19 protein-coding genes are annotated in these 19,857 nt (G+C 53.7%); 9 read left to right on the plus strand and 10 right to left on the minus strand.

Going from position 1 to position 19,857, the window contains the following annotated elements:
• The first annotated feature begins 1 nt into the window (after position 1).
• From G9Q38_RS11815 to pcaCD, 3 genes are all read left to right on the plus strand, one after another.
• Positions 2 to 1,639 carry a methyl-accepting chemotaxis protein gene (locus G9Q38_RS11815; protein ID WP_166131211.1) on the plus strand — a complete coding sequence of 546 codons (1,638 nt, stop codon included), beginning with the start codon at positions 2 to 4 and terminating at the stop codon, positions 1,637 to 1,639.
• An 82-nt stretch (positions 1,640 to 1,721) separates the two neighbouring features.
• Positions 1,722 to 3,089, plus strand: a complete 1,368-nt coding sequence (pcaB, locus tag G9Q38_RS11820) for a 3-carboxy-cis,cis-muconate cycloisomerase (RefSeq protein WP_166131214.1) — start codon at positions 1,722 to 1,724, stop codon at positions 3,087 to 3,089.
• 33 nt (positions 3,090 to 3,122) lie between these two features.
• Complete coding sequence (gene pcaCD / locus G9Q38_RS11825; RefSeq protein ID WP_166131217.1) at positions 3,123 to 4,388, plus strand: bifunctional 4-carboxymuconolactone decarboxylase/3-oxoadipate enol-lactonase PcaCD; 1,266 nt, start codon at positions 3,123 to 3,125, stop codon at positions 4,386 to 4,388.
• On the opposite strand, the gene G9Q38_RS11830 is transcribed toward pcaCD, so the two are convergent.
• Positions 4,354 to 5,337 (minus strand): LysR substrate-binding domain-containing protein, encoded by a 984-nt coding sequence (locus G9Q38_RS11830; RefSeq protein ID WP_205962296.1) that lies wholly within the window; start codon positions 5,335 to 5,337, stop codon positions 4,354 to 4,356. The genes pcaCD and G9Q38_RS11830 overlap by 35 nt on opposite strands.
• 108 nt (positions 5,338 to 5,445) lie before the next feature.
• On the opposite strand from G9Q38_RS11830, the gene pcaH reads away from it, so the two are divergent.
• The 3 genes from pcaH (at position 5,446) to G9Q38_RS11845 (ending at position 8,783) form a co-directional block, all read left to right on the plus strand.
• The gene (gene pcaH, locus G9Q38_RS11835) at positions 5,446 to 6,186 is read left to right on the plus strand and encodes a protocatechuate 3,4-dioxygenase subunit beta (RefSeq protein ID WP_114420817.1); all 741 of its coding nucleotides are present in this window, start codon (positions 5,446 to 5,448) and stop codon (positions 6,184 to 6,186) included.
• Positions 6,186 to 6,818, plus strand: a complete 633-nt coding sequence (gene pcaG, locus G9Q38_RS11840; RefSeq protein ID WP_166131220.1) for a protocatechuate 3,4-dioxygenase subunit alpha — start codon at positions 6,186 to 6,188, stop codon at positions 6,816 to 6,818. The genes pcaH and pcaG overlap by 1 nt, the downstream gene beginning before the upstream one ends.
• Before the next feature lie 213 nt (positions 6,819 to 7,031).
• Positions 7,032 to 8,783 (plus strand): cytochrome c/FTR1 family iron permease, encoded by a 1,752-nt coding sequence (locus tag G9Q38_RS11845; RefSeq protein WP_166131222.1) that lies wholly within the window; start codon positions 7,032 to 7,034, stop codon positions 8,781 to 8,783.
• Positions 8,784 to 8,786: 3 nt separating this feature from the next.
• Here the strand turns inward: G9Q38_RS11845 and G9Q38_RS11850 are convergent, their stop codons facing one another.
• On the minus strand, positions 8,787 to 9,584 hold the full coding sequence (locus G9Q38_RS11850; protein ID WP_166131225.1) for an IclR family transcriptional regulator domain-containing protein: 798 nt from the start codon (positions 9,582 to 9,584) through the stop codon (positions 8,787 to 8,789).
• A gap of 106 nt (positions 9,585 to 9,690) precedes the next feature.
• Here G9Q38_RS11850 and G9Q38_RS11855 point away from each other — a divergent pair, with 106 nt between their 5' ends.
• Together G9Q38_RS11855 and G9Q38_RS11860 are read left to right on the plus strand one after the other, a co-directional pair.
• Entirely contained in the window at positions 9,691 to 10,389 is a 699-nt protein-coding gene (locus G9Q38_RS11855; protein WP_166131227.1) for a 3-oxoacid CoA-transferase subunit A, read from the plus strand.
• 10 nt (positions 10,390 to 10,399) lie between these two features.
• A complete protein-coding gene (locus tag G9Q38_RS11860) occupies positions 10,400 to 11,062 on the plus strand; it encodes a 3-oxoacid CoA-transferase subunit B (RefSeq protein ID WP_114420822.1) in 663 nt (220 codons plus the stop codon).
• 22 nt (positions 11,063 to 11,084) lie between these two features.
• Here G9Q38_RS11860 and G9Q38_RS11865 read toward each other — a convergent pair whose 3' ends face one another.
• Positions 11,085 to 11,987 (minus strand): helix-turn-helix domain-containing protein, encoded by a 903-nt coding sequence (locus tag G9Q38_RS11865; protein ID WP_119442865.1) that lies wholly within the window; start codon positions 11,985 to 11,987, stop codon positions 11,085 to 11,087.
• A 307-nt stretch (positions 11,988 to 12,294) separates the two neighbouring features.
• Here G9Q38_RS11865 and pobA point away from each other — a divergent pair, with 307 nt between their 5' ends.
• Positions 12,295 to 13,476 (plus strand): 4-hydroxybenzoate 3-monooxygenase, encoded by a 1,182-nt coding sequence (pobA, locus tag G9Q38_RS11870; protein ID WP_166131230.1) that lies wholly within the window; start codon positions 12,295 to 12,297, stop codon positions 13,474 to 13,476.
• A 96-nt stretch (positions 13,477 to 13,572) separates the two neighbouring features.
• Here the strand turns inward: pobA and ppa are convergent, their stop codons facing one another.
• The 7 genes from ppa to sucD form a co-directional block, all read right to left on the minus strand.
• The gene (ppa, locus tag G9Q38_RS11875) at positions 13,573 to 14,109 is read right to left on the minus strand and encodes an inorganic diphosphatase (RefSeq protein WP_166131233.1); all 537 of its coding nucleotides are present in this window, start codon (positions 14,107 to 14,109) and stop codon (positions 13,573 to 13,575) included.
• Positions 14,110 to 14,170: 61 nt separating this feature from the next.
• Complete coding sequence (locus G9Q38_RS11880) at positions 14,171 to 15,670, minus strand: heme biosynthesis HemY N-terminal domain-containing protein (protein WP_166131236.1); 1,500 nt, start codon at positions 15,668 to 15,670, stop codon at positions 14,171 to 14,173.
• Positions 15,667 to 16,935 (minus strand): uroporphyrinogen-III C-methyltransferase, encoded by a 1,269-nt coding sequence (locus G9Q38_RS11885; RefSeq protein ID WP_166131238.1) that lies wholly within the window; start codon positions 16,933 to 16,935, stop codon positions 15,667 to 15,669. The genes G9Q38_RS11880 and G9Q38_RS11885 overlap by 4 nt, the downstream gene beginning before the upstream one ends.
• 25 nt (positions 16,936 to 16,960) lie before the next feature.
• A complete protein-coding gene (locus tag G9Q38_RS11890; RefSeq protein ID WP_166131241.1) occupies positions 16,961 to 17,785 on the minus strand; it encodes a uroporphyrinogen-III synthase in 825 nt (274 codons plus the stop codon).
• 12 nt (positions 17,786 to 17,797) lie between these two features.
• Positions 17,798 to 18,751: a hydroxymethylbilane synthase gene (gene hemC, locus G9Q38_RS11895; RefSeq protein WP_166131243.1), complete on the minus strand. Its 954-nt coding sequence runs from the start codon at positions 18,749 to 18,751 to the stop codon at positions 17,798 to 17,800.
• A gap of 5 nt (positions 18,752 to 18,756) precedes the next feature.
• Positions 18,757 to 18,885, minus strand: coding sequence for a hypothetical protein (locus G9Q38_RS15335; protein WP_255455236.1), 129 nt, complete (start codon positions 18,883 to 18,885; stop codon positions 18,757 to 18,759).
• Between the two features lie 74 nt (positions 18,886 to 18,959).
• Positions 18,960 to 19,841, minus strand: coding sequence for a succinate--CoA ligase subunit alpha (gene sucD / locus G9Q38_RS11900; RefSeq protein ID WP_166131246.1), 882 nt, complete (start codon positions 19,839 to 19,841; stop codon positions 18,960 to 18,962).
• Positions 19,842 to 19,857 lie beyond the last annotated feature (16 nt).

Below are 19,857 nucleotides of genomic sequence, written 5' to 3' on the forward strand. Positions count from 1 at the left end.
TATGCGCAAAAATCTGCCGGTGACCAATGTAGAAACTGTTGTACGCGAAGATCAGTACCTGATCTCAAAAACCGACATGAAAGGACGCATTATTTATGCAAACCCGGCTTTCATCGAAGTCAGCGGCTTCACGCGCGACGAACTGATCGGCAAAGCGCACAATATTATTCGTCACCCCGATATGCCGCCCGAAGCTTTCGCCGATCTGTGGGAAACCCTGAAAGCCGGCAAGCCCTGGCTGGGGCTGGTAAAAAACCGGCGCAAAGACGGCGGTTTCTACTGGGTTCTAGCCAATGCCTACCCGGTAGTGGAAAACGGTGAGGTCACCTGCTATGCCTCGGTGCGCATCAAACCCAGTCAGGAACAGGTTGAGGCCGCTGAAGCGTTTTACGAAGCGATTAACCAGGGCAAAGCACGTTGGCACACCGTCCGCCAGGGCCAAAAAGTACCCAAGGGTGTACTTCGCCTGGTCGATTGGGTCGGCCGGCCTTTCAGCCGCAGTTTGCGATCCGGCATATTACGCACCAGTGCCATGGGCGTCGCTGCTATTGCCATCAGCGCGTATTACGCGGCAACGGGAGGAATTCCGGCATCTCATCAATACTATGCCTGGCCCGTTATTGGCCTACTAACCGCCGGCATGCTGGGGTATGGCTGGATCATCGCACAACGCATGCTTACCTCGTTAAACGACGCGGCCCGCCAGGCGCGTCAAATTTCCGCCGGTAACCTCACCCTTGAGCTCGAAGAAGGCCGGAGTCAGGAAGTCAACAACTTGAATTTCTATCTCGACATCATGCGCAAAAGTCTGATCAGCATTGCCAATGATGTTCAAAGTGGCATTACCGCCACCGGCCATACGGCGCAAGTTTTATATGCCAATAACGCCCATTTGTCGGCCCGCACGGAAGATCAGGCCGCCTCATTGCAGGAAACCGCCGCCGCCATGGAAGAAATTACGGTTACAGTTAAACAAAACACCGACAACGCCCACTTGGCCAATCGTCTGGCCGACGAAAGCATGGCAATTGCCCAGCGCGGGGGTGAAGTGGTGTCGGAAGTCGTTCAAACCATGAACGGCATCAGCGAAAGTTCAGGGAAAATCTCAGATATCGTCACCCTTATTGAAGGAATCGCTTTTCAAACCAATATCCTTGCCCTTAATGCCGCAGTTGAATCAGCACGTGCGGGGGAAGCCGGCAAAAGCTTTGCCGTTGTAGCCGGGGAAGTTCGCAACCTGGCACTGAAAAGTTCGCAGGCAGCCAAAGAAGTAAAAGGTTTAATCGACAACTCCAATGCACGCATCACCGCCGGCTCGCAACAAGCTGCCCGCGCCGGCGACACCATGCAGGAAATTGTTGAGTCGGTAAGGCGTGTTACCGACATCATGAACGAGATCACCACCGCGTCCGTAGAACAATCCACCGGGCTAAGTGAAATCAATCAGGCCATTGGCCAAATGGATGGGGTCACACAACAAAATGCCAATCTGGTTAATGATTTAAGCCAAACCGTACGCACACTTTCAGCGGAAGCCGACAACCTGGCCGAAGCCATTGCCGTTCTGAATACCGGCTTAAGAAGCCAGGGTCGACCCGCCATGGTGGGTTCCGACGAGCTGCGTTTGAGGGCTTCATAACCCCAACGCAGCAGTCTCACTCGCAACGCCGTACAATATCGGGGCCATAAAAGATGGCCCCGATTGTCTTTCTGGAGTGTCCGTGAGCCTGCCGTTATTTGAAAGCTTTCTTACCACCACTGAAATGAGTCAGGTTTTTGACGACGCCAATGTCGTTCAGGCCATGCTCGACTTCGAAGCCGCCCTGGCTCAGGCACAAGCCCAGGAAGGGTTAATCTCAAATGAAACGGCCGCACTTATTTCGAACCACTGCAAAGCAGAAAAATTCGATATTCCGGCACTTGTCATCGCGGCGCGGCGTGCCGGCAGCATGGCGATTCCACTGGTTAAAGAGCTAACCCTGTCCGTCGCCGGTGAAAACAAAGAAGCCGCCACTAAAGTGCATTGGGGCAGCACCAGCCAAGACGTCATCGACACCGGTTCGGTTTTGGTGACCCGTCAAGCGCTGAAGATTATCGATAACGACCTTGCGCCGCTATGCGCGCGCCTGCTTGATCTGGCCGAAGAACACCTGCGCACCCCGGTATTGGCCCGCACACTCATGCAGCCGGCCCAAACCACCACTCTGGGCTTCAAAATGGTGAACTGGGCGGCACCGCTGATCCGCAGCCGCCAGGCATTAATAGACCTGGCCGAGATGTCGTTACAGGTACAACTTGGCGGCGCAACCGGCACACTTGCGGTCATGGGTGAGAAAGGCCCCGCCGTTGCCCGGCGCGTCGCACATATTCTGAAATTAAGTCCCGCACAAGGCAACTGGCACACGCAACGCGACAACTGGATACGCCTCGGGCTGGAAGTGGCCATTCTAACGGGTAGCCTGGGCAAAATCGGCAAAGATCTGAGCCTGATGTCGCAGGGCGAAGTGGCCGAGCTGGCCGAACCCACAGGAAAAGGGCGCGGCGGCTCTTCGGCCATGCCGCACAAACGTAACCCGGTATCGGCCATGGTTGCCCTTGCCGCCGCAGCACGCACCCCCCAAAAAGCCGCAACACTGTTAGCGACTCTGCCGCAAGAACATGAACGTAGCCTGGGCAACTGGCAAGCAGAACTGGCAGAATGGCCCGGCCTGTTCCTAAGCGCCCACGGTTCAGTCAGCGCCTTGCGTGAGGCGTTTTCTGGTTTGGTTATCGATGCCGACCGCATGCGACGCAATATCGACAATTTACAAGGTCTTATTTTTGCCGAAGCCGTTTCGATCTATCTGGCCCAAGCCATTGGGCGGCCGGCGGCTCACCAACTTATGGAAGAACTTACCGGCCAAACATTGGCACAGCAATGCCATTTAGCCGATGTTGTCACTGAAACTGTACAAAAAGATCCCAACCTGTCCGGAAAGCTGGATGTCGACATCGTGAAAAGTCTGTTTGACCCTGTTAAAGCCAGCGTTTCAGCGCAGCAACTCACCTCGGCGCGGCTAGACGAATTGCGACAACAACTGCGCACTTAAACCAAAACTCACTCGCTATCTGGAAAGAACATCATGACTTTTGATCCTATCCGTCACGACTTCGAACGCGGCCTTAAAAATCGCCGCGAAATCCTGGGCGACGCCTGGGTCGATCGCTCTTTCGAGCGTGCCAACAACTTCAACGCGGAATTTCAGGAACTCATCACCCGATTTGCCTGGAAAGAAATCTGGGGCCGTCCAGGACTCGACAAGAAAACACGTCGCGCCATGGTATTGGCCATTACCATGGCGCTGGGCCGTTGGGAGGAGTTTGAGTTGCATGTGCGTGCAGGCCTTCAAGGCGGTGCGCCCGATACGCGCCTGACGCCGGACGAACTCAAAGAAATTCTTATTCAAACCGCCATCTATGCCGGTGTACCCGCGGCTAATACCGGCTTCAGCCATGCGCAGGCTATTTTGAAAGAAATCGGTGATGAAATTGGCTATGCCCTCACGCCCACTAACCCAGGCGACACCTGTCACCCCGGCTATGGCCACGAACGCGTCACCAAAAGCAAGCCAGCCTTGCATTACAGCGTTCGCCCCGCACGCAATAACCACACGCAACAAAAACAAACCATAGTATTGAGCCACGCACTCGGGTGCGACCTTACTATGTGGGATCGCCTGGCCACGACCCTCTCGGCCGACTTCAACGTCGTCACCTACGATCATCGTGGGCATGGTGCCTCCGATGCGCCGGCCGGCCTTTACTCAATGGCTGAACTGGCCGACGACGCTGCGCGCCTGGTGGAGGAACTGGATTGCGGTCCGGTAATCTGGATTGGCCTTTCCATGGGTGGGATGGTCGGCCAGGAATTAGCGATCCGCCGTCCGGAGCTCATCAGCGCGCTGGTAATTGCCAACTCCACCTCAGCCTACCCCGATAATGTCCGCGAAGTTTGGCAACAGCGCATTGCAACCGTTCAGGCTCAGGGAATCGAAGTGATCGCCGACGCGGTAATGGAACGCTATTTTCACGAACAATTTCGCCGTGAGCGGCCGGCTACCGTCGCCACGTTCCGCCGTCGGTTGATTACCACCGATGCAGAAGGTTATGTGGGCTGCTGCAACGCAGTGGGGACCGTCGACACCACGAATCGTTTAAACCAAATTAACGTTCCTACGCTGGTTATTGCCGGTGAACTGGATCAAGGCGCACCGGTTTCCATGTCGGAAACCATCACCAACGCCGTTCCCGGCGCAAAGCTTGTGGTCTTGAAAGACGCCTCGCACTTGGCGGTTGCCGAACAGCCTCAGGCTTTTACCGACGCCGTGCAGGCTTTTCTGGCGCGTTAAACGTTAACGCACCCTCTTTACGCCGGTTGGTATTGCGCAAAATACGAATCAACCCCTGTCCGGGCGCGTTCAGGGGTGCTTCGCTGCGGTATAACAACCCTACCGGTTCTTCCGTGCCCTCGAACGACAACGGCAGCACAGCCAGTAAACCACGCTGCAGATCATCGCGCGCCGCACCGGCCGGCGTGAACCAAACCGCATCTGACTGCAACACCACTAAACGGGCAACCGATACCGCCAGCGTTTCCAGACGATGCTCGGGCAAATGCATGCCGCGTTCCTTAAGATACGTCTCGGTATTATGACGTGGAACCGTTCCTGCAGCTGACACAACCAACGGATGCGCCACCACCTCCGACAATAAGGTTGCTCCTGCCGCATTTAACAAAGGATGGTCGACACGCACAACGGCTATCAACGGTTCTGCGTACAAAAATTCAAACGACACCCCCACCATCATTTGAGGATCCGCCATTCGCCCCACGGCAAGGTCCACTTCGCCCGCTTTCAGCTTTTCCAACAACAAATTATTTGTTGCCACCTGCACCTGCAAACGCGCCTGCGGATACTGCATACGAAAATCGGCCAGCGCCGCCGGCAACAGATCCGGCGCAACTGTCGGCAAAGCGCCCACGGATACCGACTCCTGGCTACCCGAAAAACCCCGGGAGAGCGATCGCTGTGCGCCCTCCAGCGCCTCCAGCATGGAAACGCAGTAAGACAAAAGCAGTTCCCCGTCGGGAGTTAAACGAGCACCAAAACGCCCTCGCTTTACCAGTACGGTATCCGCCATCTGCTCAAGCTCAACCAACGTTTTTGAAACAGCCGGTTGACTTAAATTGAGTCGTTCCGCCGCTTTGCCCAGATTACGCTCTTGTGCCACCGCCACAAAGCATTGAATATGGCGCAACCGGACACGGTTAAGAAAATAGTCTTTATTCATAACCATAGGTTATCCAATAATGTGCAGGATTTCAATTTACCGTGCTGATAGTCCGGCGCTATCATGACGCTACTGTGCTGTGAGATCACCCACACAGAACCAAGGAGAAACCTGATGACCACGCCTACCGAACAATTCGGCGAGTTCCTGATGCGCGACCGCACATGGCACCCGCCTGCCTACACGCCCGGTTATAAAACCAGTGTATTGCGTTCGCCCCAAAAAGCCCTGATTTCCATTGAAAACGACTTGTCTGACATTACCGGCCCCCTGTTCTCGCGAGATGAGCTGGGCGCACTGGACAACGACCTGATCATGAACTACGCCAAAGACGGCCTACCCATCGGAGAGCGCATTCTGGTGCATGGTTACTTGCGCGATGAAAACGGCCGCCCTGTGCCCAACGCCCTAATTGAAGTATGGCAAGCCAATGCGTCCGGTCGCTATCGCCATAAAAACGACAAATACATTGCACCCGTCGACCCCAACTTCGGCGGCTGTGGCCGCTGCATTACCGACGAGAACGGCTACTATTTTTACCGTACCATCAAACCAGGTCCTTACCCTTGGCGTAACGGCATCAACGACTGGCGGCCCGCGCATATTCATTACTCAATTTTCGGCAGCGGTTTTGCTCAGCGCCTGATTACCCAAATGTATTTCGAGGGTGACCCCCTCATTCCACATTGCCCCATCGTGCGATCCATCCCGAACGAAGACGCCGTGCGCACGCTCATCGCCCAAATGGATCGGGGCGCATTTGTTGCTCTGGACAGCATGGCCTACCGATTCGACATCGTCGTACGCGGCTCTCGTGCCACGCTGTTTGAAAACCACATTCAAGGAGGCAAATAATGCATCCGAGTACGCCCGTCTATCTGAAAGAAACCGCCTCGCAAACGGCCGGCCCCTACGTTCACATTGGTCTGGCACCCAAACAGGCCGGTTTCGACATTTTTGAGAATAACTTCGGCAATGTGCTGGTGACGCCCGAAACCAAAGGTGAGCGCATTCGTGTTGAAGGCCGCGTATTCGACGGCAGCGGCGCCATTGTGAAAGACGTGTTGCTGGAATGCTGGCAAGCGAACGCAGCAGGTCGCTACAACCATCCGGCCGACAAGCAGGAAAGCAAACCCATCGATCCGACATTCCGTGGTTGGGGCCGCGCCTGTTCCGATTTCGAAAGCGGCGTTTATCACTTCGATACCATCAAACCGGGCTCCGTTACCGGCCGTCACGGCAAACCCATGGCCCCCCACATTAACCTGTGGATCGTTGCTCGTGGCATTAATATTGGCCTGCAAACCCGTATGTATTTTTCCGACGAGGCCGACGCAAATGCAGCCGACCCCATTCTGAACGGAATTGAATGGGTGGAGCGTCGTAAAACCCTGGTTGCCCAACGCAACGAGAAAAACGGCCAGGTTGTTTATACCTTCGACATTTACCTGCAAGGGCCCAACGAAACCGTATTTCTTGACGCCTAAAAGTTTGAAGCACCGCTAATATCTCATTTTTGGTGCCTTAAACGTCTTTGCCTTATCGGCCTTGCTTTTGTTTGCAAGGCCGATTTTTTATTTGCATGCCGAACCGCTACGTTGTCCGAAGCGACCCATTACCATAGGTGCAAATCAAACCTATTTTGCATTATTAAATAATTGAGAATTATAATCATTATCTTTATAAGCTATTAGGTTGGTATGACGCGCCCGCTGGATTTTCGTTGGTTTTTTCGTGCACTGCTTCTTTCTTGTATTTTCTTTTCTGCTATTGCCTTAGCCCAAGATGTTCAAACACAAAGCCGCCAGCTGTGGCAATTGCTTGACTACATCGCGGTCGACTATCCCGGCGCGGTAAAAAACGGGCAAATCATCTCCGAAACCGAATATGCGGAGATGAAAGAATTCGGCGAGGTCGCTCAGTTTGAATTGCATAATTTGCCCGCTCATCCCGATAAGGCGGGCCTGCTTGATCAGGTCAAAACACTCCAACAAAAAATTCAGAATAAAAGTGCACCCACACAGGTTGCTCAAGCGGCCCGGCAATTGGCACAAGGCGTGCATAATGCCTACCCTTTTCCAACGGAACCTGAAATACCGCCCGATTTAACGGTGGGTCTAAAGTTGTATCAGGCAAACTGTGTTCAGTGCCACGGGGCCTCGGGTAAAGGCAATGGGCCTTTGGCGGCACAATTAGACCCAACACCCACGGATTTCACCGATGCAGCACGTGCCGCCCAGCGTAGCAAGCTGGCGCTATACCAGGTTATTAGTAATGGGGTCGACGGCACCGCCATGCCCAGTTTCGATGCGTTAAGCGACCAAGAACGATGGGCACTGGCTTATTTTGTTGCCGATTTTGCATCATCCTCCAATCAGGAAAACGCCTCGGGTCGGCTTTCACTGGCTCGCAGCCAGTTGAAAAAAAGCCTGAAAGCGCTTGAGCAAGGTCAGCAAGACACGGCCATTAAGTTGGCATTATCGGCTTACCTGGACGGCTTTGAAACAAATGAAGCGGCACTGGCAATACGCAACAATGCCTTAATGCGCCAAATCGAATCGGGAATGATCACTTTTCGTACCCAAGTCAGACGAAATGACATCACAGAAGCCAGAAGTACGGAAGCGCAGTTGCAAAATTGGCTGATCGACGCGGAAGCGGCGCTGAGCCCTTCAAAAGCAGATTCCGGTGCAACGTTCATCGCCGCTTTTACCATTCTGGTACGCGAAGGCCTGGAAGCGCTGCTGATTGTGGTTGCCATGCTGGCATTTTTGGTGAAAGCCAACCGGCGCGACGTAACGCCTTATGTGCATGCGGGCTGGGTCAGCGCTTTATTTGCCGGCGGAGCAACATGGCTGGCGGCAACGACCCTTATTAGCATCAGTGGTGCAGGCCGAGAACTTACGGAAGGCTTATCATCGCTCTTTGCCGCAATCGTCTTATTGTCGGTGGGGGCCTGGATGCATCACAAAAGTGTTGCCAACCGTTGGCAAACCTACCTTCAAAACAAGCTAAGCCACGCGTTAACACGCCGCACAGCGTGGTTCCTGTTCATTTTGGCTTTTATCGCCGTGTACCGCGAAGTATTTGAAACGGTTCTGTTTTACGCTGCGCTATGGCAACCAGAGCAAGCCTGGGCGTTCAGTGGCGGCATTTTGGCCGGTGTCATTGTTTTGGCTGTTATAGCAGGAACCTTGTTCAAAGGCAGTCAACGGTTGCCCATAGGTCGTTTTTTTTCCGCCAGTTCAATCATTGTGGCGCTATTGGCAATTGTGCTCACGGGCAAAGGCATTGTGGGGCTTCAAGAGGCGGGCGTCATCAACATTACGCCCATTCAATTCATTCGGGTTGACCTGTTGGGTATTTATCCCAGTGCTCAAAGCATTGGGGCCCAAGCCGTAATGTTAATAGTGATACTGTTTACCTACTGGATCAACACCCGTACAAAGTAACCTTTAGGCACCCTGCGCAGGCGCGCCGAGCAGCATATTAATGCGCGCCGCAGCCGCCAATAATTGCGGCAAACATTGGTCCAGCAAATAAGCGGCATCGGCTTTATCGGCCTGGCCGCTTATATTAATAGCGGCCACCACACGGCCGGAGATATCGCGAATGGGTGCCGCCATTGACACCAAACCCGGCTCAAGCTCCTCACGCACCAAACACCAACCCTGCGCGCGCACTTGCATTAACGTTTCAAATAATTGATTGGAGTCGGTAATGGTGCTGCGCGTAAAAGCCGTTAGGGTCATAGCGGCCAATCGCTCTTGTAAAAGGTCGTCAGGCAGGCCGGCCAACAGCACACGCCCCATTGAAGAACAATGCGCCGGCAGACGACTACCTACGCCCAGATTGATCGACATGATCTTGTGGGCCGGCACCCTCAGTACATACACTACTTCGTCGCCGTCCAAAACCGCAGCCGAACTGGATTGTCGCAAACGCTCAACCAAACCTTCCATCACCGGTTGCGCCTGGCTCCATACCGGTAGTGAAGTTAAATAAGCAAAACCTAATTCCAACACTTTAGGTGTGAGCCTGAACAACCGCCCTTCCGACGACACATAACCCAACGCCAACAACGTATGCAAAATACGCCGGGCGCCGGCGCGGGTAAGCCCCGTTCGGGCCGCCACGTTCGACAAGGTTTGTGCCGGCGCCTCGGCCCCGAAACTTTTCAATACCGCCAAGCCTCGTGCAAACGATTGCACGTAGTTGTCGCCCGGTTTATTGTGATCTGGCAAAGTTGACAAGAGACGTCCTGCTGATTAAGCTTTCGGTAGATAGTTCTATATACGAATAAAAGTTCATTATACGAACATTTACTCTTCTTATCTATATTCTGTTCGTAGGGAAAACATGATTAACAAAATCTCACCCTCGGTCGAAGAAGCGCTGGCCGGTATTTACGACGGCGCCACGATCATGATTGGTGGTTTTGGCGGAGCAGGCCAACCCGCCGAACTCATCGACGGCCTTATCGCCCAAGGCGCCAAAGACTTGGTTATTGTGAACAACAACGCAGGGAACGGCGAAGTTGGGTTGGCCGCACTGTTGAAGGCGGGCCGCGTACGCAAAATTATTTGCTCTTTTCCGCGCCAGGCGGATTCCTACGTATTCGACGAGCTCTATCACACCAAGAAAATCGAATTGGAACTGGTCCCCCAGGGGAACCTGGCCGAACGTATTCGCGCCGCAGGTGCCGGTATTGGCGCTTTTTTCACCCCCACCGGCTTCGGCACGGAATTAGCCGACGGCAAGGAAACCCGTGAAATCAATGGTCGTCAATATGTGCTTGAATATCCCATTCATGCCGACTTTGCGTTAATCAAGGCAGAAACCGGCGATCGCTGGGGCAACCTGACATATCGGAAAACCGCTCGTAATTTCGGCCCCATTATGGCCACTGCGGCCAAATGCACCATTGCGTCGGTTCACAACATTGTCGAACTGGGCGAAATCGATCCGGAAGTCGTTGTCACGCCCGGTCTCTTCGTCAAGCGCATCGTGAAAGTCCCACGCACGGCCACCGGCCCTGCCGGCTTCAAACAGGACTAAGGAAACTACCATGAGTGAACAAAATACGCTTCCAAGCTGGTCTCGCGATGAAATTGCCGCGCGCGTGGCGCAAGACATCCCCGACGGTGCCGTCGTTAACCTGGGTATTGGCCTGCCCACCAAGGTAGCCAACCACCTGCCCAGCGACCGCGAAGTCATTCTGCACAGTGAAAATGGTGTGATTGGCATGGGTCCCGCTCCGGCCGAAGGACAAGAGGACTACGATCTTATCAACGCCGGCAAACAACCCGTTACCCTGCTTCCAGGTGGTTGTTTTTTTCATCATGCCGACAGTTTCGGCATGATGCGTGGCGGCCATCTCGATGTATGCGTGCTGGGTGCGTTCCAGGTCTCGGCAACAGGTGATCTTGCAAACTGGAGTACCGGCGCACCCGATGCCATTCCAGCGGTTGGCGGTGCCATGGACTTGGCAATCGGCGCCAAGAAAACTTATGTCATGACGGAAATGCGCACCAAAAAAGGGGAGCCCAAGCTAGTGGAAAAATGCAGCTACCCCTTAACCGGCATTGGTTGCGTCAGCCGCATTTATACCGACGTGGCCGTGATCGACCTGGGCGCAGACGGCGCCAAGGTCATTGACATCATCGACGGCATGACCTTCGAGCAATTGCAAACGCTTACCGACGTGAAATTGCAAGACGCGCGGAAATAAAAAAAGCACCCGTCACAGGCCGCTACTCAACCAGAGTTGCGGCCTGTTTTCTGAATAATTTGGGTGATACGCCCACATGTCGTTTGAAAAACCGGGTGAAATAAGCGGGATCACTAAACCCCAATGTATATGACACAACGCTAATCGTCATCGACGTATACACAAGGCTGCGCTTGGCCGCTAACACGACACGCTGGTGAATCAACGCCAGAGCCGACTCTCCGGCCCACTGCCGGCACAACACATTCAAATAAACCGGCGTAATCCCGATTTTCCGCGCATACCGTTCAACCGACCACTGCTCGGGGTAGTGTTCTTCTATAAGCTGATTAAACTGGCGAAAATACTCTCGGCCGCGATCAACCTCCTGTACCTGCCCCAGCCGCCCGCGTACTGTACGCCGGCTCAACCACACAAAAATCGTCAGCAACAAAGACTCTAGCAATACATTCCGATGCAAGCCGCTTCTGCGGTACTCCTGGTCGAGCGTGTTAAACGCAAGATCGATCACTGCATCCTCTTGCGCATCAAGAGAGTAAATGCCCGCACCCAATGCACCCACGTCGACATCCCCCAAAAATCGACCCAGGCGCTCAAGCAACGGGAAAGCCAGCGTTACGACGTGCCCCTTGGCGTTGGGCGAAAAGCGAAAGCCGTGCACACACATTTGCGGCACCAACACAACTTGCCCCTGCATCATTTCATGATATTGGTCATCAAGACAAACGCGCGCCTCCCCTTCTTTCAGGTAAAGCAATTGCGTTAACCCATGATGTTGATGCAACTTGATTTCCCAGTCGTGCTGGCGACTGCGATCGGCGATTAATTCGCAATGCACCATATCGGGTGTAGGCCATTGCTCTCTTTCACCATAAAGCTGATAAACGGGAACACGAGGCGCGGCGGGAGAGGATAGGTAAGACATAAAGCGACTGATAACAGAAATAGGGACAAAATGTCGCCACAAAATATATAAGGCCCTTAAATTCAATAATACAAGGAAGCCTTTATAAAAACATTGAATAAACTTAATTTTTCAATGTTTTAGCGCTCATGAAAGAAAAATTATTTTCCAAAAGTGCAATTATTATACGAAATTATCCATTCTCAAGCGCCGACTTTCAGCGCAACATAACACCAACGGCCTATTCCTGCGGCCAATTCGAACATTTGAATCAACGTGGTCCGTTACACGCGTTCTTACCTGCGGATTCATGTAAAAGGAGCTTTTAATGAAAACACAAGTTGCCATTATCGGTGCCGGCCCCTCCGGTTTATTGTTGGGCCAATTGCTGCACCTGCAAGGCATCGACACCGTCATACTAGAGCGCCGCTCGCCCGAGTACGTGCTAAGTCGGATTCGCGCCGGTGTTTTGGAGCAAGGTACCGTAAACCTGTTGCGTGAAGCCAAAGCAAACCATCGCATGGACAAGGAAGGCATGATTCACGAAGGGGTGTTCCTTTCCTTCAATAACCAGCTAAAGCGAATTGATTTCACCAAATATGCCGATGGTAAAACCGTCATGGTCTATGGGCAAACAGAAGTCACCCACGACCTGATGGATGTTCGCGCCGAAACCGGTGCAGTCAGTATTTACGAAGCCGAAGACGTCCAATTACATGATTTTTACTCCGACAAGCCACGTGTCACGTTCGTTAAAGACGGGGAAAAAGTTGAATTGGAATGTGATTACATTGCCGGTTGCGACGGCTTTCACGGCGTATCGCGCCAATCTGTCCCGGAAGACCAGATCAAAACATATGAACGTGTTTACCCTTTCGGCTGGCTGGGCATCTTGTCTCGCACCCCACCGGTAAACGAAGAACTTATTTACGCCAACCATCCCAATGGTTTCGCCCTTTGTAGCCAACGTAACGCCAATTTAAGCCGTTATTATGTGCAGGTTCCACTGGAAGACAAAGTTGAAGACTGGTCTGACGACCGTTTCTGGGAAGAACTGAAAACCCGTATACCCAAAGAGTCCGCCGACGTTCTGGTAACCGGTCCTTCCATTGAAAAAAGCATTGCCCCGTTACGTAGCTTCGTAGCCGAACCCATGACCTACGGTCGACTTTTCCTGGTGGGTGATGCCGCGCACATTGTGCCGCCCACCGGTGCCAAAGGCTTGAACCTGGCGGCCAGTGATGTCTCTACCCTGTACCGCGTCCTTACCAAGGTATACAAAGAAGGTCGTACCGATCTGGTTGGTAAATACTCCGAACTGGCGTTACGCCGAATCTGGAAAGCCGAGCGCTTTTCATGGTGGATGACGTCGATGCTGCATCGTTTCAACGACGACGCCTTCGGCCAGCGCATGCAATTGGCCGAATTGGATTATTTCACCAACTCCGACGCGGGTTTGCGTACCATTGCCGAAAACTACGTGGGCCTGCCCTACGAGCCGGTAGAATAAAAAGCGTCATACAAAAACCCCCGAAGGTTGGATACATGTCCAACCTTCGGGGGTTTGTTAATGCGCCAGGTTCTTTATGAGCCTGATTTCTATATTTTACTTTGAGCCGGCCGTATAGCGCGCCGCACTTTCAGTAATTTCCTTGCGTGCGGCCTCGACACCTTCCCAGCCACGCACTTTCACCCACTTGCCTTTCTCAAGATCTTTGTAGTGTTCAAAGAAATGCTGAATACGGCGCAGATCTTCTTCCGGCAAGTCTTCCGGTTTTTGAATGTGTCGATACGGTGGGTAGAGTTTATCAACCGGGACAGCCAATAACTTGGCGTCACCACCCGCTTCGTCGTCCATGTTCAGCACACCAATGGCACGACAACGAATAACCGCACCAATTTGAATGGGAAACGGGGCAATAACCAGCACGTCAACCGGGTCGCCGTCGTCGGAAATGGTTTGCGGAATATAACCATAATTCGCAGGATAATGCATGGCGGTCAGCATGAAGCGATCAACAAACACCGCGCCGCTATCCTTATCGACCTCGTATTTAACCGGGTCGGCATTCATGGGAATTTCAATAATAACGTTGAACTCGTCGGGCAGGTTAGAACCTGCTGGAACACGATCTAAACTCATGTTTTAAACACCTGTGAATCAATGAACAGAAATAAAAATCGAAAGCAAAAAGAATGAAAGCTCAAGAGCCACGCCGGGTAGGACGATCAGACGTTTGCGAAAGGTCGACACCCGGGATGGGCGCGCTATCGAAATACTCGTGATAATCAGGGTCTTGCGGGTTTGGCTCAGACGTTTTGGCCGAACCAGCGGCAGAATCCGTTGAACCGACAGGCTCTTCAGACTCAAGATAGTCCGCAGCACTGGCAGCCACCGGAACCTCACCGAAAGCAGCTGCCTCGGTCGAAGAAGACTCCAGGTCCTGCACATCGATCAGGGTTGGATCACCCCGTGTATCTGCAGCGGGCAATACAGTACTACCGGGCAATACCGGCAACACCCCAGCTACACCTGACGCTAAACGCCAATGCTTCATTGCGTCGGCCTGCCGCCCCAGACGATCGTACAGATTACCAAGCAAAGCGTGAATGCGAACATCACTGCGAATCGCCATGCTACGCAGCAAATAACGTTCGCCCGAACCCCAGAGCTGGCCGGTAAGACACAAGTTACCCAAGGCAGCCAACAAGGCCGAGTTGTCGGGGTGGTTTTTCAACCAGCCTTCCGCTTTATTGATTCGACGAGAGACCTGATCAGCGGGGGCTTGGGAATAAGCATTCAACAAACGCGGCTCAAGTTGCTCATTCAGCGCTGCTTCCAATATTTTGCCCGCCTCATCGGCATGACCCGCTTGCTGTTGAACATGCGCGGCTGCCAACGCTATTTCAGGCAAGGTTTTCTCGTCGCCACGTAATTCGGCCCATACCGAGCGGAACCCTTCCGGCCCAGCCGCCCGCAGTCGTTCGGCAACAGACTGCGCAATAAGAGGCTGCGCCTTTTGTTTATCAATGGCGCCGCGCCGCAAAAGTTGTCGCGTTAGCTCAAAAACCTGATCCGCATTGTTCAATTGCTGATGCGCCTGCAGCAACAATCGAGTGGCATTCAAATGTTTTGCGCCGGTATCCTGATATGGCTGCAACAACGTTAACGCTTCCTGAGCACGATGTTGGTCGAGATACATTTCTGCCACGGCGGTAGCCCAAGATTCTTTCAGGCGCGAATCCGTCCCCACTGCCGAACGGGCTAATGTAAGGGCTTCATCACGGCGCTGCATTTGCCCCTGTTGATGACATGCCCGGGCCAGTGCAAGCCCAGCCAACACCCGCGTGTTGGCTGACCGCGTGCGAGCCAACAAGCGCGACAACTCTTGTTCGGCCTGTGGATAACGCCCCTCCAGCACATGCAACCATCCGCTCTCAAGCAGTTCGTGATCACGCTTGCGTGCACGCAAACCACGCCACTCACGGAAGCGTTCCGGGCCGGATAACAACCATGACAAACCTCGAAACAGCAGATACAGCACCACAAATGCAGCCAACAAGAGCAAGGCAAAGAGCGTCAGCGACATTTCAATTCGCCATGGTTGCGCAATAATGAGAACGTTCCCGCTATGCTCGCGCAGCACTACCCCCAGCCCAACGGCCAAAGCCAACAGTAATAGCATCCAGAACCAGGCTCTCATTGGGTCTCCTCGTTCTGATCAGAAGTTTCCGTTAAAGTCTGGGCACGCTCATGACGCAGAACCTCGATGGCTTCCAGGGTATTGCTTAAGGTGGGAAGCTTTGTATCGACAGGCGTTTCAATAAGTCGCGTAACCTGACGCACGGCACGTTGAGTTACGGATGACTGATTATCGTAATAGGTTTCCAGCGCCGTTAGCACGGCCTGCAACTCAGAGCGCCAGATTTCAGGTTGACGCATCATGAGGGCCAATTGCGCCGTCATGACTCGTAAACGCAAAGCCTGACGCAATTGCGTTGCCTGATCAGGTGAAATCAACAACGCCGCTTCGTTATCAACCCGACGAATATCAAAAAATCCAGCCAGATCATGACGAATCACCGCCCACGCCTCACGAGACCAAGTCGCGGTACTGTCCCAACTGCGTTCCAGCCAAGAGGCATTGGGATCTGCACCTGCTTCAGTACCCGAAGCTGAATCTGACGCCGCATCGCGCGGCGCGTTGCCAATTGCATTTGACGAAGCGGAAATACCATTCAACCCATTTGCCTGCACCGCCGATTCGGGAACGGCCTCATCGGGCACAAGCAATGGCGCCTGCCCAAGCAAACCATTAAGCTGATCAAGCTGGCGCGACAACACACTGACGTCGATTGTGGCTACCGCCCGCAGACGGTCAATATCGCCGTTCAGTGTTTGCTGCAATGAAGCAAGCGCCGGACGATTGGCACGCGCCAGGCGCGCCTGTGCCGCTTCCAGGGCCACCAACGAATTAGCCACATTTCCACCGAGCAACAACTGCTGATTGGCGATGGAAACAAGGTGATCAATGTCGTTCAAAAGCAATAAATCGGAACCGCTGTCCGTCATGATCTGGAAGGCCTGATCGAGGTCTGACACCTGACCTTGCATAGCCGCCAGCGACGACTGCATTTCGCGAACCCGCTCAGCTTGAGCTTGCGCGCTACTTTGCGCCTGCCGCGCCAATTCGCCCGCCTGCTGCGAGGCTGTTGTACTGCGCTGAATTTGGGCCATCAGGTCGCCCAGGAGCTTTTGATGCGTTTGATGTTGCCACCAAACAAAACCACCTAATGCAACGGCGACCAACAAAACCAAGACGAACAAACCCGGCCACACCGACTTGCCACTGCGCTTTACTGCTGCAGCGCGCGGCGGTTTGCCTGATTGCGCGTCGGGCTTGACGCCCGCCGACTGCTTGTCATCGTGTTGCTTTTCATTCTGCGAAGCGTTCTTTGATTCTGTCATGGCTAATATTCTTATTCCGGCCTTATTAAAGAGTGGCTGAAAGCATGATGGCCCGAAGCATGGATTCGTCGTCGGGAGCACATAGTTTAACCCCGGGCATGACTTGCGCGTCGGGAATACTGCGTAACTGTGATTGTAAACGTGCAGCAACGCGTTCGTGTATCACCACGAAGCGCATGGCTCCCAGTAAGTATGCCAGATCACCGGCTTTCAGATTAGCGCAAAACGCATCAACCGCCTCGGTACTGGTCAGCAACACGGTTAATCGTCCCCCCTCATGCACGCAATTCTTCAGTGCCTGCAGGCCGGTGTCAGACCAATTAACCGGATGTCTTTGGTACACGGCATAGCGATCAACCCGAATACCACGGGAGCTTAACTGTTCAGCAAGCCAGTTGCGCCCAGCCTGCCCCCTTACGATGACGGCCTTCGACACCGAGGACAAATCGGGTTCAAGCGTGGCCAGCAAACCTTCGGAATCGAAAGTGTAACCCTCGACCGGCGCCACAACCCTGGCCGAACGAAACAAAGGCTCATTGCGCAGGCGTGCAGCCGTTGAAGGGCCCACCGCCGCCAACGTGACTGAACCCAAATCAACCTGGCCGCGGGCGCCCGCCAACATCGCTTTTAAACGGGCGACATAAAAATCGACCGCATTGACACTAACAAAAACCATCAATTGATAGTCATCAGGCCACACAAACGATTCCACATCGTAAGGTAACGCCGACACGGCCAACACCGGCATATCAAGAACGTTGAATCCAGCCCCTCGCAAACTGGCCGACAGTATCTGGTTACGCCCCGCCGGCCGGGTTAAAACAATGCAGGAACGGGGGCGACCAGACATAAAACGACTCCGTCAGGTTTGCGGTGCGGCGTTTCCACCATCAGCCAGTCGGGCAAGAATGGGTTGAGCCCCTTTTGCCATGAGTTCCCGGGCAACGCTTTCACCCATTTGAAGCGCTTCATGTACCGGCGCGGTACCTGATGCACGAATAACGACCGTACCATCCGGCTCAGCAACCAAAGCATCCAGATGCACGGTGTCACCACTTAGTTCGGCGTAGGCGGCCAGTGGAACCTGACACGACCCACCTAAAACACGCGATACGGCGCGCTCGGCAACAGAACATGCCGTTGCTTTTGAGCATGCCAGCGGCGCCAACCATTGGGCCAGATCATGCCGTTCGGCCAAAATTTCGATACCCAGAGTACCTTGCCCTGCCGCAGGCAGGCTTTCCGACGGTTCCAGGCAACAACGAATACGCTCATCCAGCTTCAAACGCCGCAAACCGACGGCTGCCAGGATAATCGCCCCGTACTCGCCGCGATCGAGCTTGCCCAACCGCGTATCAAGGTTGCCTCGCAAAGGCTTAACGGTTAAATGCGGATACGCAGCCCGCACCTGAGACTCGCGTCGTAGGCTGGATGTGCCCACTACCGCGCCGACAGGCATATCTGCCAGGCTGCTGTACTCATTCGACACAAACGCATCGCGAGGATCATCGCGCTCCAAAATAACCGGAAGCGCAAAAGGATGAGTCAGCTCAACCGGCACGTCTTTCAACGAGTGCACCGCCAAATCGGCACGGCCGTCAAGCAGCGCCGTTTCGAGCTCTTTGACAAACAGGCCCTTGCCCCCCACTTTCGACAAAGTACGATCAAGAATTTGGTCGCCACGCGTGGTCATTTCCAGCAACGAAATCTCGCACAACGGGTAACGCTGCTGAAGCAAAGCACGCACATGTTCCGCCTGCCACAACGCCAGACGACTGGCACGGGTTGCAATAACAAGTTTTTCAGGGGTGTGCATACGACTCACGAAATAAAGTACGAGGAAACCAGCCAGCCCAAAATGCCCAGCACGGCCAAAATTAACAGCCCCTGCAACAAGGTGATACCCGGCCCCTTGCCGTCTTTGTCGTTGGGTGATTTAAACAGGCCCATAGACTTCCTTCCCCTTTCCAATTAACCAAAAAGGCCCGCCCTGAGGCGAGCCTTTTACCAAACTGCCAAACCGATTAAAGAACCGATTTAAGCAATTTACCCATTTCAGATGGGTCGCGGGTGGTACGAATGCCGCACTCTTCCATGACTTCAAGTTTTGCATCGGCCGTATCGGCACCGCCGGAAATGAGCGCACCCGCGTGCCCCATACGTTTTCCGGGAGGCGCGGTAACACCGGCAATAAAGCCAACAACCGGCTTCTTCATGTTGTCTTTTGCCCAAAGCGCTGCATCGACTTCATCGGGGCCGCCAATTTCACCGATCATGACAACCGCGTCGGTGTCAGGATCTTCGTTGAACATTTTCAGAACATCAACGTGCTTCAGGCCGTTGATGGGATCACCACCAATACCTACAGCCGTAGATTGACCCAGCCCCAGTTCGGTAAGCTGCGCCACGGCTTCATAAGTGAGTGTCCCGGAACGAGACACGACACCAATGCGCCCTTTACGCGAAATATGACCCGGCATGATGCCAATCTTCAGCTCGTCGGGTGTAATAAGGCCCGGGCAGTTTGGACCCAACAAGAGGGTTTTCTTGTTTTCGGCGCGCATGCGGTTACGCACTTCCAGCATGTCACGAACCGGGATGCCTTCTGTAATGCACACCACCAGATCGAGATCGGCGTCAACGGCTTCCCAAATGGCGGCAGCGGCCCCTGCAGGCGGCACATAAATAACGGAAACCGTTGCACCTGTGGCTTCCTTGGCGTCTTTAACGGTACCGAAAATAGGTACGCCTTCGAACTCTTCTCCGGCTTTCTTGGGGTGCACCCCGGCAACAAACGCATTCTTGCCATTGGCGTACTCACGGCACATACGGGTATGAAACTGACCCGTTTTACCTGTCATACCCTGGGTGATGACTTTTGTGTCCTTGTTGATCAAAATCGACATTTAAAAATCCTCGGCA

It is taken from the genome of Pusillimonas sp. DMV24BSW_D, assembly GCF_011388195.1.
GTDB classification, from domain to species: domain Bacteria; phylum Pseudomonadota; class Gammaproteobacteria; order Burkholderiales; family Burkholderiaceae_B; genus Neopusillimonas; species Neopusillimonas aestuarii.